This is a genomic window from Mycobacterium sp. URHB0044 (assembly GCF_000620625.1).
Taxonomy (GTDB): Bacteria; Actinomycetota; Actinomycetes; order Mycobacteriales; family Mycobacteriaceae; genus Mycobacterium.
The window spans coordinates 57,359-73,926 of the sequence record NZ_JIAW01000011.1 but is presented as its reverse complement, the minus strand read 5'-3'; the positions used below and the strand labels follow the sequence as shown (position 1 = coordinate 73,926).

At 66.9% G+C, this 16,568-nt stretch carries 8 protein-coding genes; 3 read left to right on the top strand and 5 right to left on the bottom strand.

Annotated elements, in window-relative coordinates:
* Positions 1–143 precede the first annotated feature (143 nt).
* The 3 genes from N536_RS0121705 to N536_RS43065 are packed head-to-tail and all read left to right on the top strand — an operon-like array spanning position 144 to position 2,604.
* Positions 144–1,076 (top strand): daunorubicin resistance protein DrrA family ABC transporter ATP-binding protein, encoded by a 933-nt coding sequence (locus tag N536_RS0121705; protein WP_029115537.1) that lies wholly within the window; start codon positions 144–146, stop codon positions 1,074–1,076.
* A complete protein-coding gene (locus N536_RS43070) occupies positions 1,073–1,816 on the top strand; it encodes an ABC transporter permease (RefSeq protein WP_029115536.1) in 744 nt (247 codons plus the stop codon). Before N536_RS0121705 ends, N536_RS43070 begins: the two co-directional genes overlap by 4 nt.
* Positions 1,813–2,604 carry an ABC transporter permease gene (locus tag N536_RS43065; RefSeq protein ID WP_029115535.1) on the top strand — a complete coding sequence of 264 codons (792 nt, stop codon included), beginning with the start codon at positions 1,813–1,815 and terminating at the stop codon, positions 2,602–2,604. The genes N536_RS43070 and N536_RS43065 overlap by 4 nt, the downstream gene beginning before the upstream one ends.
* A gap of 7 nt (positions 2,605–2,611) precedes the next feature.
* On the opposite strand, the gene N536_RS0121690 is transcribed toward N536_RS43065, so the two are convergent.
* The 5 genes from N536_RS0121690 to pks2 all read right to left on the bottom strand — a co-directional run bounded on the left by N536_RS0121690 (position 2,612) and on the right by pks2 (position 16,121).
* Entirely contained in the window at positions 2,612–3,673 is a 1,062-nt protein-coding gene (locus tag N536_RS0121690) for a polysaccharide pyruvyl transferase family protein (protein ID WP_029115534.1), read from the bottom strand.
* Positions 3,674–3,720: 47 nt separating this feature from the next.
* Complete coding sequence (locus tag N536_RS39110) at positions 3,721–6,939, bottom strand: MMPL family RND transporter (RefSeq protein WP_064751573.1); 3,219 nt, start codon at positions 6,937–6,939, stop codon at positions 3,721–3,723.
* A gap of 118 nt (positions 6,940–7,057) precedes the next feature.
* Positions 7,058–8,305 carry a glycosyltransferase gene (locus tag N536_RS0121680; RefSeq protein WP_029115533.1) on the bottom strand — a complete coding sequence of 416 codons (1,248 nt, stop codon included), beginning with the start codon at positions 8,303–8,305 and terminating at the stop codon, positions 7,058–7,060.
* 26 nt (positions 8,306–8,331) lie between these two features.
* Positions 8,332–9,762: a condensation domain-containing protein gene (locus N536_RS0121675; RefSeq protein WP_029115532.1), complete on the bottom strand. Its 1,431-nt coding sequence runs from the start codon at positions 9,760–9,762 to the stop codon at positions 8,332–8,334.
* 68 nt (positions 9,763–9,830) lie between these two features.
* Positions 9,831–16,121, bottom strand: coding sequence for a type I polyketide synthase (gene pks2, locus N536_RS0121670; protein WP_029115531.1), 6,291 nt, complete (start codon positions 16,119–16,121; stop codon positions 9,831–9,833).
* Between the last annotated feature and the right edge of the window lie 447 nt (positions 16,122–16,568).

The window sequence follows — 16,568 nt, the reverse complement described above, 5'->3', positions numbered from 1 at the left end:
CGCGACGCGTACCGGTCACGACGACACATCCGTTGTGCGACAGCAAAGGTATGCCCGAGCATCCAGGGCCGGTGTTCGAACGCGATTGGAGCTCAAGGGGTTTGGTCGCCACGGCAAGCCCAGCCACGGTATCGTTTCCCCTTGTGATCGAGCTTGATGGCGTCTCGAAGACGTTCGGCGGTGGGGTGCCAGCGCTGCAGGACGTCAGCTTCTCCGTTCCCACCGGGACGGTCTGCGCCTTGCTGGGCCACAACGGGGCAGGCAAGACCACCGTGGTCAAGATCCTGTCCACATTGCTGCAACCCGACGCCGGAAGAGCCGTCGTGGCCGGGTACGACACCGTCGAACAGTCCGGACGGGTGCGCGCGAACATCGGTGTCACCGGACAGGAGACCGCGCTCGACCTCTTGCTCACCGGGCGCGAGAACCTCGAGCTCTTCGGCAGGCTGAGGGGCCTGCGGCGCAAGCATTCCCGGCGGCGGGCCGACGAGCTGATCGACCAGTTCGACATGCGGCACGCCGCCGACCGGCGTGTCGTCACGTATTCGGGGGGCATGCGCCGGCGCATCGACATCGCCGCGGCACTCGTGGTTCCGCCGAAGGTCCTCTACCTCGACGAGCCGACCACGGGGCTGGATCCCCGCAGCCGCCGCGACGTGTGGTCGTTGGTGTCGTCGCTGTCCGCTCAGGACGTGACGATCCTGCTCACGACGCAGTATCTCGAAGAAGCCGACGTGCTCAGCGATTCGATCGTCATCCTCGACTCGGGCCGGGTCATCGCCAGCGGAACCGCCGAGGACCTCAAGCGCCGCGTGGGGTTCAGCTTCTGCCAGGTGACGCCCGTGCGCCCGGAGGACATCTCCCGGATCGCAGCCGTCTTGGTCGACTTCGAGGGCGTCGAGGCCGACTTCGACGCGAATACGGTGTCGGTGCCTGCTGCCGCGGGTGCGGCGACCCTGACCGAGGTGCTCCGCCGGATCGACCGGCTCGGCGTCGAGCTGATCGACATCTCGCTGCGCAAGCCATCGCTCGACGAGGTCTTCCTGCATCTCAGCCCGTCGGCCGTCACCGCATGAACGCGCTCGTCGCGCTCGTGGAGCGCACCGTTCGCGGCACGCTGCGCGATCTCGACCTCGTATTCGCGGTCCTGGTTCCGGTCGCGACGTTCGTCGGGTTCACCGTGGTGCTGCGCGGGTTGGTCGACACCGGCGGCGTCGATTACGCCCAGTACGTCCTTCCCGCGGTCATCATCCAGACCACGCTCTTCGGCGCGATGACCACCGCCGACCGGGCTGCCCGCGAGCAGGCGACCGGATTCGGAGTTCGCTTGCGCACGTTGCCCATTCCCATCCTGCTTCCACTGTTCGCCCGCATGCTCTACTGCATGATTCGGGGCGCCCTTGCCATGGTCGCAGCCGTCGGCATCGCCTACGTCTTCGGCTTTCGGATGGCAGGCGGGTTCCTGTACGGCGTCGCGTTCGTCGCTACCGTTCTGACCCTGACTCTGGCGTTGTCGCTGGGTGCGGACGCAACGGGCACCCAGGTGAGGTCGACCGACGCGTCCAGTCAGATGCTGCTGATCCCCCAGCTGCTGCTGGTGCTGCTGTCCACCGGGATGGCGCCGGTCGGTTCGTTTCCGTCCTGGATTCAGCCGTTCGTGCACTACCAACCGGTTTCGCAGGTGACCGAAACGCTCCGTGGGTTCGCGGTCGGCCTGGTCAACCCCGGCAACCTGGCGATGAGCCTCGCGTGGTGTCTCGGCCTTCTCGTGGTGTTCGGCGCTGTGGCGCTGCGCATGCAACGGCGGATGCAGTGAGCCTGGAGGCACCGCCGCGAACGTCGCTGGCCATGGAAAGCACGCTCTTCGCGGGCCGGCTGTTCACTCGCTGGCGGCGCAGTCCGATCGTGCCGATTCAGGCGCTGCTGTTCCCCACCTTCCTGCTGATCACCTATCACCTGTTGGTCGGCCAGTCGATGACGCGGATCACGGGCACCAACAACCTCGACGGCCTGGTACCGATGTGTGCCGTCGCCGGCGCCATGTTCGGTGCGCTCGGCGCCGGGCTCACCCTTCCGGCGGAACGCGCCAGCGGTCTGCTCAGCCGATTCTGGACACTGCCCGTCCACCGCGCGAGCCCGCTGACCGGCAGGCTGCTGGCCGAGGCGGTGCGAACCTTCGCAGGCGCGATACTGATCACCGCGGTCGGCTTCGGGCTCGGGTTCCGATTCCACGGCAGCTGGCTCGCGGTGATCCCTTTCCTTCTGGTGCCGGTTCTCGTGGTGATCGTCTTCGCCACGGTTGTGGTCACCGTCGGACTGCGCTCGGGCGGCAACACCCTCTTCACGTGGTTGGCAACGGGAGCCATCGGCTTGGTGTTCTGCAACTCCGGCGTGGCCCCGCTCAAGATGTTTCCGGAATGGATCCGGCCGCTGATCCAGTTTCAACCGATGTCGCCGACGATCGAATCGATGCGGGCGCTCGCTTCGGGTGGTTCCGCGTTGACGCCGCTGCTGTTGACGTGTGCGTGGCTCGTCGGTCTCGCGGCGATCTTCGGGCCCTTGGCCATTCACGGTTACCGTGTCGCGGCCGAGGCCGGCACCTAGTAGTTCGTCACGGGGCGCGGAGGCGGGCCCCTTGGTCGTCGAGACCCAAATGCGTTCCGACGGCCGCGTATTCGACTGAAAGCCGCTCGCGCAGCCGGGCAACCGCCGCGGCGGTGCCCGCCCTGATGCTCGCCGAGTCGGCGAACGTGGCAAGCACGCGGTCGACCACGTCACCGCTCGTCAACCGATCGGTGCGGATGAGTGACCGTTCGTCGTCGATGGACAGCGCGAAGTCCCGGCACTTCGGTTGATACTCCAGCGACACGACCGGCGTCTCGGAAAGCGACGCAAGGATTCCCGCGTGCAGCCTGCTCACGATCGCCACCGAACACCGCGCGAGCTCCCGCGCTGCAGCGGCCGCATCGACCGGTGCGACGATCTCTGCGTCGACGCCCTCGAGTGCCGTCTGCGTCCACCGCCTGTCGCTGGGGTTCATCAGGATTCCCACGAACCGATGGCCCCGCGACGACAGCTCGCGAACGGCAGCTGCCATCTCACCCGCCAACACAGCCGGGTCGTGTCCCCAGAGGTCGTCGCCGAAGCCGAGATTCAGCCCGATGAGCCCGTCCTCGGGGGCGACGTCGGGTCGTGGAAGCACGAGCGCAGGGTCGCCGGATACCTGGACGTCCAGGCCGATGTCGGCGAGTAGCTCGGCGCTTCGCGGCCCGCGCACGGAGACGATGCGGAATTCGGCCAGGATCGGCGCCCAACGCTTCAACTCGTCGTTACCCGAACCACTGGCACGTCCGCCGAACACGGGGTCCTCGACGCCCACGCCGATGGCGTAGTTTCCGTTGCGCCTCGTCAGCGCCGAACCCCGATTGACCCACCGCCTCCAGGCCCGTCTGCCCACCAGGGTGCCGCCACCCATCACCTGTACGCCGCGGCGCACCGATCGGTCCAAACCCGTTGTGAAGGACCGGACCCGCTCCTGCGCAAGCAGCGGCATGTCCACGAACTTCGCTCCGCCGAGCTGCGATCTGACCGCGTCGTAGATGGCGTCGTCACCGATGTTGCCCCTGCCGTGCCAGCCGAGGTAGGCGACGACGGGATCCAGCGCCCCGGTCACGTCACGACCCGGTCCGACTGGTCTCTTGGCCAGTCGACGATCGGAAGTCACTGCGGGAACTGGCCTTTCGCCGCAAGCAGGGGTTGGCCTGGCTGATCTCCGCACGGCGAGTCATCGTCGCCCGGCGCAGGCACGTCGTCGTACTCCCGTTCGTCGCCACCGCCGATGACTTCCTCGATGTCGTCGTCATCACTTGCCTCGGTGACGGATTCGTCGTCGGCTGGTGCACTCCGCTCCTTCTTCGGTTTGATGCCGGCGCCCGACTTCGATGGCCACCAGTTCGCCTTGCCGACCAGGACGGCCATGGCCGGCACCGTGATGGTCCGCACCAAGAAGGTGTCCAGTAGCAGTCCGACACCGATGATGAATCCCACCTGAACGATGTTGCTGATGCTGCTGAACGTCAGACCGAACATGGACGCCGCGAAGATGAGCCCCGCAGACGTGATCACCCCGCCCGTCGCCCCGACGGTCTTGATGACACCGGCCTTGATGCCGCGGGCCGACTCGTCGCGTATTCGCGAGATGAGCAACAGGTTGTAGTCGGCGCCGACCGCCACCAGCACGAGGAACGCCATTCCTGCCACGTTCCACGAAAGTTGTTCTCCCAGAATGAATTGGAAGAACAGCACGCCGATGCCCACCGCGGAGACGTAGGACAGGATGACCGACGCCACCAGGTAGAGCGGCGCAATGATCGCGCGCAGGAGCATGACGAGGATCAGGAACACGACGATCAGCGTCACGATGATGATCAACCGGACGTCGGCGTTGTAGTAGTTTCGAATGTCGTTCTGTACGGCGGAGAAACCCACCATCGAGATCTTGGCGTCGGCCAGCGTCGTGTTCGGACGGGCGCTCTCGGCGGCCTTCTGGATCTGCTTGACCTGATCCATCGCCGCGGTGCTGAACGGGTCGAGTGCGGTCTGCACCACGTACCGCGCGGTATGACCGTCGGCCGAGATGAACAGCGTCGCAGCCTTCTTGAACTCCGCCTGGGTCAGAATCTCCGGGGGAATGTAGAAACCCGACATCGGCGGATCCGATGCATCCCTGTTCATCGCCATCAGGAATGCCGATGCCTGGTCCAGGCCGTCGCCCATCACCCTGGTCTGATCGACGAGCATCTGCACGCCCATCGCGAGCTGTTGGCTGGCGTCCGCCAGCTGGTCGGCGCCCTGCTGCACGACGCTGAGTTTCTGCTGGATGCTCTCGGGATCGGCGATGCCCAGCTTGCGCGCTGCCGTCGTCGCACTGTCGAGGCTCTCGCTGAGCCCCCGAATGGCCTCGCTGAGGGGCTGCGTCGATTCCGTGTCCCTCAGCTGCTTTCCGAGCTGCGCGAGGCTGATGAACGTCCCCTGGTCGTGCGCGGTCACGATCGCCTGCAAGTCCCCGCGGGACGTGACGCATGCCGGATTGATGTTGCACACCGGGCTGAGGTTGAGCGCGAACACCATCGGGTTCGCCCACTGGTAGACGTCGTCGATCTGCGCGAGGTTGGTGTCCAGGTTGGCGCCCAGCGTGTGCATGTTGTCGACCAGCGTGGCGGTCTTGTCGATCTGTGCCAGCGTGGTGTCGCCACCGAATTTGCGGTCCATGTCCGACAGCGCGGTCACCAGGCCCCGGACCGAACCGACTGCCCCGACCACCTGGTTTCGCACGTCGCCAAGCACGCCTGCGAGTTGATGCGCGCCCCCGCTCAACCGCGAGAGATCCGAATCGCCGTTGTTGATCTGGCTGGAGGCATCGCCCAGCCGGGTGCCCACTTGACCCACCTGGTAACTGGTCTTGGCCTGCTCCAGCACGTCGCCGGTGGGCCGGGTGATGCCGCGGACGAGGCCGATGCCGGGCACTTGAGTCACCCGGTGCGCCATCTGCTCGAGGTCGGCGAGTGCCTTCGGGGTGCGCAGGTCGGTGTTCGGGGATTGCACGAGGATGAACTGCTGCAGCGTGCTGGCCACCGGGAAGTGGGAGTCCATCGATGCGTATCCGCGGTTGCTCGGCGCATCGGCGGGCAGGGTCTTGCGATCGTCGTAGTTGTACTTGGCGAGCAACGTGCAGCAGGCGAGCGCGACGAGGATGACGAGGCTGACCGCGAGGTGCATCTTCGGTTTGCGGGCGATGTGGATGCCGGAGCGCCGCCAGAATCGACCGGTCATGTCCTTGCGCGGCGTCACCCACCCGCGGCGCCCGGCGAGCACGATCAAGGCGGGAAGCAAGGTGACCGACGCCGCGAAGCCGACGGCGATGGTGACCGACAGGGCCGGACCGATCGTCGAGAAGATCCCGAGCGTCGTGAACGCCAGACCGATGAACGTGATGGCGACGGTCCCCGCCGACCCGGCGATCACCTTGCCGATCGACCCAAGCGCCGCCACCAGCGCGTCGTCGGACGTCATGCCCATCCTGATGCACTCGTGATAGCGACTGAAGAGGAAGACGGCATAGTCCGTCCCCGCGCCCAGCATCATCCCGGTCATGAGCACCAGCGTCTGGGGACCAAGGCCGATCAGTTCCACGTTGCCCAACGCGGCAACGACCTGTTGCGCCACCACGAGGGACACGCCGATCGTGGCCAGCGGAAGGATCATGGCTACGACGTTGCGGTACACCACGATCAAGATCGTCAGCACCATCAGCACGGTGGCGATCTCGATGACGTGTTGGTCCTCCGCGCCGATCTGAGTGAGATCCTCCAGCGTTGCCGCGGGCCCGATGACGTTGGCCGTGAGCGTGGTGTTCGCCGTCGTCGCCTTGACGAGTTTGACGACGTCGCGGAACGCCCGTTGCCCCTCCCCGGTGCCCATCACCCCGACGAGGTTCACTGGCAGATTCCAGGCCTTGTTGTCCTGGCTGGTCATGACTTGCCGCAGTTCGGGGATGTGGACGAAGTCCTGCGTCGACCGGACGTGATCGGTGTCGGCGCGCAGCTTGTCCACCAGCGTGCGATACGTCGCCTCGTTGGCGGCGTCCAGGCCATTCTCGTTGCTGAGGATGACGACGGCGAGGTTGCCCGAGCTGGCCTCGTGGAACGCATCCTTCATCTGGTCGGTCGCGACCAGTACCGGGGAGTCCTTCGGCAAGAACGGTGGCGGGTTCTTCAAGGCCACCTGCGCCAGCGGCGGGACAGCCAGGAACAAGGCGATCGCCAGGGCCAGCCACGCGGTGATCATCAACAGCGGGTGGCGGACGATCACTCGGCCGAGCCGCTCGAATCCCGCATCCTCTGGGCCGTTCCCGAACGGCAGGCGCATCCGCAGCTTCATCGGATCACCTGCTCGCGATCAGGCTGCGTGGGATCAAATTGCGTGGGACCAGGATGAGACCCGCGACGAGACGTCCCGCCGCAGTCCCTTTGAGGCTCGTCCATCCACCTCACCCCGGTCACTTCGCGGCCATGACGCCGGCCTTCTCCTCAAGGAGGTCGGCGGCGGCCCCCACGCTAGCATCGGATTTTGTGAGCTGCGTCGCGACCTCACGAGCGCGGGCGGTGAACCGAGGCTCCAGCACGGACCGGAGTGCGCCGAGCAGGCGATCCGGGGTGGTCGTCGAAAAACGCCGGGCGATGCCCACTTTGAGTCGATTCACCTGAGTCGCCCATACCGGCTGGTCGGCTCCAACCCACAGAATCAGCGTCGGCACCGCCGCACGCACGCTGGCCGCAGTGGTTCCTGCGCCGCCGTGATGCACGACGGCCCGGCAGGCGGGAAACACCGCGGCATGGTTCACCGCGCCCACCAACTTGACGTGGTCGCCGTAGGCCCCACCGTCCAGGTCCCAGACGCCCGACGAGATCAGTGCGCGCTCCCCCAGTTCGGCACATACCGCGCTGATCATCGCGACAGCTTCCGAAGGAGATTCGACGGGCATGCTGCCGAACCCGAAGTAGATCGGCGGGTTTCCACCGGCGATCCACGACGCGACCTCGTCGTCGGTCGCCGTGGGCAACTCCATCGTCAGCGCACCCACGAAGGGCCGCGTGCCGCCCCACTCCTCGGCCAAGCCCGGGAAGAAGAGCTCGTCGTACGCCTGGATCTCGAGCGTGCCTGCCTCGACGATGCGGCGGGCGCACCGGACCGTTGCCTTGGGCAGACCAAGCTCGCGGCGCTGCCGGTCCTCCGCGTCCTTCATCATCCGCCAGTGCAGCCATTCACCGGCCGTCCATGCCGACCTCATCAGCTGACCGGGAATCGGGAACGGCACGATGTGGCTATTGACCCGGGCCGGGAAGTAGTGCAGTGCTGCCAGCGGGATGCCTTGGCGCTCAGCGACGTTGGCGACCACTTCCTGGTACGTCGTGCCGGTCAGGAGCAGATCGGCGCCGTCGGACAGCGACATCAGCGTCTCACTCATCTCCGACCAACCCTCGGTGATGTAGTCCATCCCCCTGCGCACCAGCGTGATCGGATTCTGGATCTTCCAGAACTCGCGAAAGAAGTCGTCGTCGAGCTGCTTCTGCGAATCCGGCCCGTACGCCACGGCACCGGGGATGCCCGCCGACTCCACGAATCCGATCAGGTTCGGCGGCACCGCCATCCGGACCTCGTGCCCACGGGTCAGTAACTCACGACCGACCGCGGCGCATGGTTCCACGTCACCGCGGGTGCCGTGCACCGCCAAGGTGAACTTCATACCGGCCCCCTTGCGAGAACGCCGGGTCAAGCCGTCTCGCGCATCGACGTCACGACCACTTCACGGCCCTCGGCGACACCGGCGTAGACGTCCTGCATCGCCTCGACGTAGCGGGTGACCGATTCGCGGGCAACCGGATTGTCGGGGAAGAACACCGTCAGAGCCGTCTCGTCGTGGACGCGGCCCACCCACATGCAGATGTGAGCCGGGCTCAAGCCGTCGCAGTACGTGCGGGCATTCACCCCGTCGAGATGCGAAGCCACCACTGCGGAAAGCGGTGGCAATCCGGCATCGAGGTACGCCAGCATCGGGAAGCCCCGCTGCGACCGGCGCAGCGTCGGGACCAACTCCAGCACCCGGTCGAACGGAACCTGGGCCAGGTCCGTGTTCCCGTCGAAGGACTTCTGCGCCGCACGGGCGGTTTGAGCGAACGAGCCGGCCGTGACCGGGACCCCGACCGGAATCATGCCGGTGAACCAGCCGGCCGTCACGAACTCCTCCGGCGTGGTGCGCATGTCCTTGGGCGTCATGCCGTAATAGTTGTCGACACCGGTCAACCGATACTGCGCGATCGCGGCAGCGGCGAACACGCCGCCGACGAACCGCGATCCCGCTGCAATGCAGGCGTTTTCGAAGTTCGCGGTCTGCTCGGCGTTCATCAGCTGCGCGACCATGATGTCGCCGCCGCACGGCACCGACGGGTCACCGAGCGGTAGCGAGAACTCGGGCAGCGTCCCGTCGTTGATCCCGGCGAAGTCGATCCAGCGGCGCACCTGGGGTGAATCCGCCGTCAGTGCCGACGTGTACTGGTGTTGCCGTACGCAGTACTGGTCGTAACCGCTGGGCTCCGGAAGCGCCGGGGGCGCACCACATTCCAGCAACGTGGAGTACATCTGATGGATCTCGACGAACAGCATCGCCATCAGCATCGGGTCGGTGTGGACGTGATCGACGATCACGTAGAACGTGTAGTGATCCTCGTACTGGATGACGCCGAAGCTGAAGCAATCCCACTCGTAGGGCTTCGGCGTCGACAGGATCAACTCGTGGAATTCCTCGCCCGACATCTCGCCGCGCTTGGTCGGAACGAACTTGATGTCGTTCGGGTTCTGCATCGTTCGCCGGACGATGCGTCCGTCGTCCTTGTAGTCGAACCAGCTGCGGTAGGTGTCGTGGCGGCGCAGGTGCGCGTTGATCACGTAGGTCATCGCGCGGACGTCGCACTGGCCCTGCTCGTCCCAGGAGACGGTCACCAGACGCGAATAGTCCATTCCGCGTTCGGCGAACTCGTGGAAGCCGCGGATGTGCTGTGCCTGCATGTAGCTCGCCGGCACCGTGCTCACCGGCGCCGCCATTGCCTTCGCACGCGATGCCGGCGATCCGTGCCACGAGACCACTGAACCGGTCCCGGGCTCCCACTCATCGAGCCTGACGATCTCCAATGCCCCAACGAACATCGTTTACTCCTCTGCTTGCGACATCACGACAACGACACCCCGGAAGACACCCGGAACCTGCGGCGGCCTCAAGCAGCCACCTCCGCAGGTGCCAACTTTTCGCAGAGGGAGTCCGCCAATCCTCGAATCGTGGTGATGTCGGTCGCGGTGATGCGCATCCCCGTCTCCGTCTCCACCCGGGTACGCAGTTCGAGGTTGCCCAACGAGTCCAGCCCGTACTCCGAGAGCGGACGGTCCGGATCGACCGACCTGCGCAGGATCAGGCTGATCTGTTCCGAGATCAGGCGCCGCAGCCGGGCAGGCCACTCTTCCCGCGGCAGTTCGTGCAGTTCGGTGAGGAACTGACTGGTGCCCGTGCCGCCCTTGCCGAGCGACTTGAATGCCTCGGCGAACTTGCTGGTCTGCGCGAATGCGGTCAACCACGGCGTGCCCGCGATCGGCGCGTAGCCGGTGTATGCCCGGTCGAAGCGCTGCAGCACGTCGAACGCGTAGGCACCGTCGTCGGGCGCAATGGCCATCGCGCCGTCCTCGGCCATGGCTTGACCCGCTCCGATCTCGGCCCAGGCTCCCCACGCGACGGCGCTGGCGGGCAGCCCCTGCGCGCGGCGCCAATGCGTGAACGAGTCCAGCCAGCTGTTGGCCGCGGCGTAGGCACCCTGGCCCGGCGAACCCACCATGGCGGCGGCCGACGAGAACGAGCAGAACCAGTCCAGCGGGTGATCGGACGTGGCCTCGTGCAAATGCCACGCGCCGTACACCTTTGGCGCCCAGTCCCGTTCGACCAACTCGTCGGTGATGTTGCCCAGCGTGGCGTCCTCCACCACCGCCGCGGCGTGCAACACGCCACGCAGCGGGAGACCCGTAGCGGTCGCGGCCGCGACCAGGCGGTCCGCCGTGCCGCTGACGGCGATGTCGCCGAGCTCCACCTCGACATCGGTGCCGCGGGCGCGAATGCGCTCGATGGCTTGCTGCACATCGGGTTTCGGGCTCGAACGACCGTTGAGGATGATTCGCCCACAGCCCGCGGCCGCCATCTTGTCGGCGAGGAAGAGCCCGAGCCCACCCAGACCGCCGGTGATGACGTAGGCACCGTCGCTGCGGAACGCCGGCGCATGCTCGGGCGGCAGCACCACCGTGTGCTTGCCGGTGTGCGGAACGTCGAGCACCAGCTTGCCGGTGTGTTCGGCGGCACCCATCACGCGGATCGCCGTCGCACCGTCGCTGAGCGGGTGGTGCGTGGTCTCCGGCAGCGGCAGAACGCCATCGGCGATCTGCTGATACACGGTGTCCAGCAGGCGCCGCAGCTTGCCGGGGTTGGTGATGGTCAACAGCGCAAGGTCGACGGCGTAGAACGACAGGTTGCGACGGAACGGGAACAGCCCCATCTTGGTGTCGCCGTAGATGTCGCGCTTGCCGATCTCCACGAACCGGCCGCCGAAGGACAGCAGCTCCAGGCCTGCCCGCTGGGCGGCGCCGGGCAGCGAGTTGAGCACGACGTCGACGCCGTACCCGTCGGTGTCGCGGCGGATCGCATCGGCGAATTCGGTGCTGCGCGAATCGTAGACGTGCTCGATTCCCATGGTGTGCAGCAGTTCTCGACGATCCGGGCTACCCGCGGTGGCGTAGATCTCGGCGCCCGCGGCCTTGGCGATCGCCACCGCTGCCTGACCCACGCCGCCGGTGGCGGAGTGAATCAACACCTTGTCGCCCTTTTCGATCCTGGCCAGATCGTGCAGGCCGTACCAGGCGGTGGCGTGCGCGCTCGGGACCGCCGCGGCCTGTGCCTCCGGCACGCCGTCCGGGATCTTGACCGCAAGGCCGGCATCGCAGGTGACGAAGGTGCACCACGCCCCGTTCGCGGAGATGCCTGCGACACGGTCGCCGATGCTGTGCTCGGTGACGCCGACACCCACTGCGGTGACGACACCGGCGAAGTCGGCGCCGAGCTGCGGCAACCGGCCTTCGAAGCTCGGGTACCTGCCGAATGCCACCAGGACGTCGGCGAAGTTGAGGTTGGACGCCGTGACCGAGACCTCGATCTGACCCGGCCCCGGCGGGACGCGGTCGTAGGCAGCCAACTCGACCGACTGAAGGTCGCCGGGCGTACGGATCTGCAGACGCATGCCGTCGTGCTCGGGCTCGACCTCGACGGTGCGCCGCTCCTCGGGCTGCAACGGGGTGAGGTTGAGTCGTGCCGTGTACCACTCACCGTCACGCCAAGCGGTCTCGTCCTCGTCGGAACCGGCAAGCAGCTGCTGGGCGAGCTGACCGGCATCGGTGGCGTCGTCCACGTCGATCTGAGTCGGCGCCATCCCCGGATGCTCCATGCCGATGACCCGCATCAGACCGCGCAACCCGCCCTGCTCCAAGTTGGCGAGGTCGTCGTCGAGCACCGTCTGGGCGTTCCGGGTCACCAGGAACAGCCGCGGCGGCTCACCCGGGACGTCCGGCAGACCGCGAACGACGCGCACCAGGTGACGCACCAGGTCGGCGCCCTTGCGGGGCGCATCCGCATCGGCGGCGCCGTCCCATCCCGCGGTCACGATGACCACACCCTTGAACGGCGAGTCGGTGAGCTGCGTCTGCAGCCGTTCGGCATTGGCCGCGTGGTCGGCACCGAGCGGCCAAACCATCGTCGAGACCTGAGCTTCCTTGACCTTCAACACTTCGGCCAGATCGGTGGCGAGCATGTCGGAGCCGTCCGACGTGCTGACCACCAGCCAGGAGCCCGCCTCGACGGCGTCGACCTCGGGGGCCTCCTGCTTGCGCCAATCGATGGTGAGCAGCCGCTCGTTGAGGGTTCGGTCGCGCTGACCCGCCTCGGAGACACCGGTGCCCAGCCGCAGACCCGACACCGTCAGCAGGATCGCACCGTGTTCGTCCAGCACGTCGATGTCGGCCTCGACCGCTGCGGCGCTGGCACTGGTCAACCGCACGTAGCAGTAGTGGGCGTTGCGGGTCGAGGCATGCGCACGCAGGCGTCGCACGCCCAGCGGAAGCATCAAGGCTCCGGTGGTGTCAGCGTGCAGATCGGGGTGCGCACCCACCGCTTGGAAGCAGGCGTCCAGGAGGGCGGGGTGCACTCCATAGGCGCCCTGCTGGGATCGGATCGACCCCGGCAGCGCCACCTCCGCCAGCACGGATCCACCGGTACCCGAGGTGGTGTGTGCTGCGGACAGCCCGTTGAAGGCCGGGCCGTACTGAATGCCCCGCGCGTCGTACCAGGCGCGCAGCTCCGCGCCGTCGAGGGCTTCGGAATGGGTCGCCAGCAGTTCGGACATGTCGTAGGCGGCCGGGGTTTCCTGGTCCTCCACCGCCTGGAGTACGGCAACGGCCCGTCGGGCCTCTTCACCGTCGCGGTGGGTCTGCACCTGGAAGTCGGCAACCCCGGCAGGCGTGATCGAGGCGACGGCCGAGACCGGCGTTTCCTCTTCGAGGAGCAGCATCTCCTCGAAGGCGATGTCGTGTACCTCGGCCGCGTCGCCGAAGACGGTCCGCGCGGCGGCCAGCGCCATCTCGCAGTACGCCGCACCGGGCAGCGCCGCCACGTTGTGGACCTGGTGATCGCCCAGCCACGGCTGCGCGTCGGTGCCGACGTCGGACTGCCACACGTGCCGCTCGGGCACTTCGGGCAGCCGCACGTGCGCACCCAGCAGCGGATGAACGGCCAGTGTGGACGATCCTTGGCCCTGCTCGCCATCCCTGGTCAGAATCAAGCGAGGGTGCGTCCACGTCGGCAGCGGCGCGTCGACGAGAACACCTTCGGGCCACAGCACGGTGAAATCGATTGCCGCGCCTGCACTGTGCACGTCCGCCACGAAGTCCCGCAGCCCGCGCGGCATCTCCTGCTCGCGCCGCATGCTCGCCAATGCCGCCAGGCGGATGTCGAGGCTCTGCGCGTTCTGGTTCACCGCGTGGGTCAGCAACGGGTGCGGGGCAAGTTCACCGAAGACCCGGTAGCCGTCTTCGAGCGCCGCCTGCACGGCCGCCGAGAAACGGACCGCGTGCCGCAGGTTGTCCACCCAGTAGTAGGCGTCGAACTCCGCAGGGTCGCGAGGGTCGTACAGGGTTGCCGAGTAGTACGGGACCGTCGGCTCCATCGGCGTGATGTCGTCGAGCACGTTGGCCAGCTCGTCCAGGATGGGATCCACCTGAGGTGAATGCGACGCGACGTCGACCGCCACCTCGCGCGCCATCACCCCGCGCGCCTCCCACTCCTCGACGAGAGCGCGAATCGACTCCGTGGTTCCGCCGACGACCGCCGATTGCGGCGAGGCCACCACGGAGAGCACGACGTCGCTGACGCCACGCGAGGCCAGTTCCGAGAGCACCTGCTGGGCAGGAAGCTCGACCGACGCCATCGCACCAGAGCCGGCGATCGTCGCCATCAGCTTCGACCGACGGCAGATGACCTTCACGCCGTCGCCGAGCGACAGTGCGCCCGACACGACGGCGGCGGCCACCTCACCCATCGAATGGCCGATGACGGCGCCGGGCACCACACCGTAGGACGTCATGGCAGCGGCGAGACCGACCTGCACGGCGAACACCGTCGGCTGCACCCGATCGATGCCGGTCACCTTCTCCTGCGAGGACATCGCCTCGGTCACCGAGAAGCCCAATTCGGCGAAGATCAGCGGCTCGATCTCTGCGACCTTCTGGGCGAACGCCGGTTCGGCGGCGAGCAGACCCGCACCCATCGCCGCCCACTGCGAGCCCTGTCCCGAGAACACCCACACCGGGCCGTGGTCGCCCTTGGCGACGACTGGCTCGTAGGGAGCGTCACCATCGGCGACCTCGCGCAAGGCCGCGACCAATTCGTCGTGGTCGCTGGCGAGGACCACGGTTCGCACCGACCTGTGCGCACGACGACGCGCCAGCGTGTAGGCCAAATCAGCCAACTGCGTTTCCGCCTCGTCCTGGGCGGCGGGGTGCGTCTGCACCCAGTCGGCCAGCCGGCCCGCGGTCCGCCGCAGCTCGTCGACGGACGTGGCGGACAGCGGGAAGAGCTTGGGCCCGGCGACGGGCTGAGCGGCGTCCTGCTCGAGGGTGCGCGGCGACTGATCGGCCGGCGCCTGCTCGAGAACGGCGTGCACGTTGGTGCCGGACAGGCCGTACGACGACACCGCCGCACGCCGTGGATGGTGGCCGTTGGTGGGCCAGGGCGTCGCCTCCACCGGCACGAACAGATTCGTTTCGATGCGGGACATCTCTTCGGGCAACGCCGTGAAGTGCAGGTTCTTCGGCACCGTGGCGTGCTGCAGCGAGAGGATCGCCTTCATCAGCCCGAGTGCACCGGACGCGGACTGAGCGTGGCCGAAGTTGGTCTTCGCCGATCCCAGTGCGCAGGGTCCAGTCGTGCCGTAAACCTCAGCGACGCTGGCGAATTCGAGCGGGTCACCGACCGGCGTGCCGGTGCCGTGCGCCTCCACCATGCCGATGGTGGTTGGGTCGACGTCGCCCGCGGCCAGGGCGGCCCGATACGCGGTGACCTGTGCGTCGCGGGACGGAGTGGCGATGTTGACCGTGTGCCCGTCCTGGTTCGCTGCCGTGCCGCGCACGACGGCGAGAACGCGATCACCGTCGGCCTGTGCGTCCGAGAGCCGCTTGAGCAGGAGCACCACCGACGCCTCGCCCGAGACGAAGCCGTCGGCGTTCACGTCGAACGCGTGGCACCGCCCCGTCGGCGACAACATGCCCTGGGCCGAGCCGGAGGACATCTTGCGCGGCTCGAGCATGATCGAGACGCCCCCAGCGAGGGCGAGGTCGCTTTCGCCGCCGTCGAGGCTGCGGCAAGCCATGTGCACGGCCAGCAGGCTGGAGGAACAGGCCGAGTCGACCGTCAACGCGGGTCCGTGGACGCCCAGGTGGTAGGCGATGCGTCCGGACGCCATGCTGAAGTTTTGGCCGGTGAACCCATAGGGCCCCTCGATGACTCCGACGTCGGCGGCCAGTAGTTCGTAGTCGCAACCGGTCATGCCCATGAACACACCGGTCAGGGACTTCGCCACCGTTGCCGGGTCGATGCCGGCATGTTCGACGGCGTCCCAAGCGGTTTCGAGCAACAGCCGGTGCTGCGGATCGATGACGGTGGCCTCGCGCTCGCTGATGCCGAAGAAGTCGGCGTCGAAACCGGCGATGTCGTCGAGGAATGCACCCCATTTGGAGACGGAACGTCCGGGCACACCGGGTTCGGGATCGTAGTACTCCTCAGCGTCCCACCGGTCCAACGGAACCTTCGTGATGAAGTCGTCGCCCCGCAGCAGGGCTTCCCACAAGGCCGCTGGCGAATCGATCCCTCCCGGCAGTCGGCATGCCATGCCGATCACGGCGACTGGAGAAACCGGTGTGTCTACCACGAACTTCAACCCCTTCTACGAACGTTCTCAGGCCCCCCGACCCAGTGCTGCTGCACAGAAAATGTCAAACGCGCGACGCGGCCGAGCGGGCGCCCGGGCTTCCTCGATTCGTGTCCACGGTTGCCGTCACGAGTCGGAGCTTAACGGCCGGACCGCGCGGTAGCGCGACTGTTCGGGCAAATCCGATTTTGCTCTTTCGCGTTTTCAACATTCTCCGGCGGGGAGATTACACGGGCAACCACCGATTCGCCTTCTCTACGCTTTTAGTGCCCTAAGCAGCACAAACGCCATGAATTAACGGTCTGCGTCAATTCCAGCGACTAGAGACGGTCACGGTCACACTTTCGCCAATTGCGATTCCAGCAAACTTTCACAGATGGATTCCCTACCCGCCTCGAACCCTCCGGCAAACACTTCGGACACGCGCGCGGATCACGGCCGAATCGT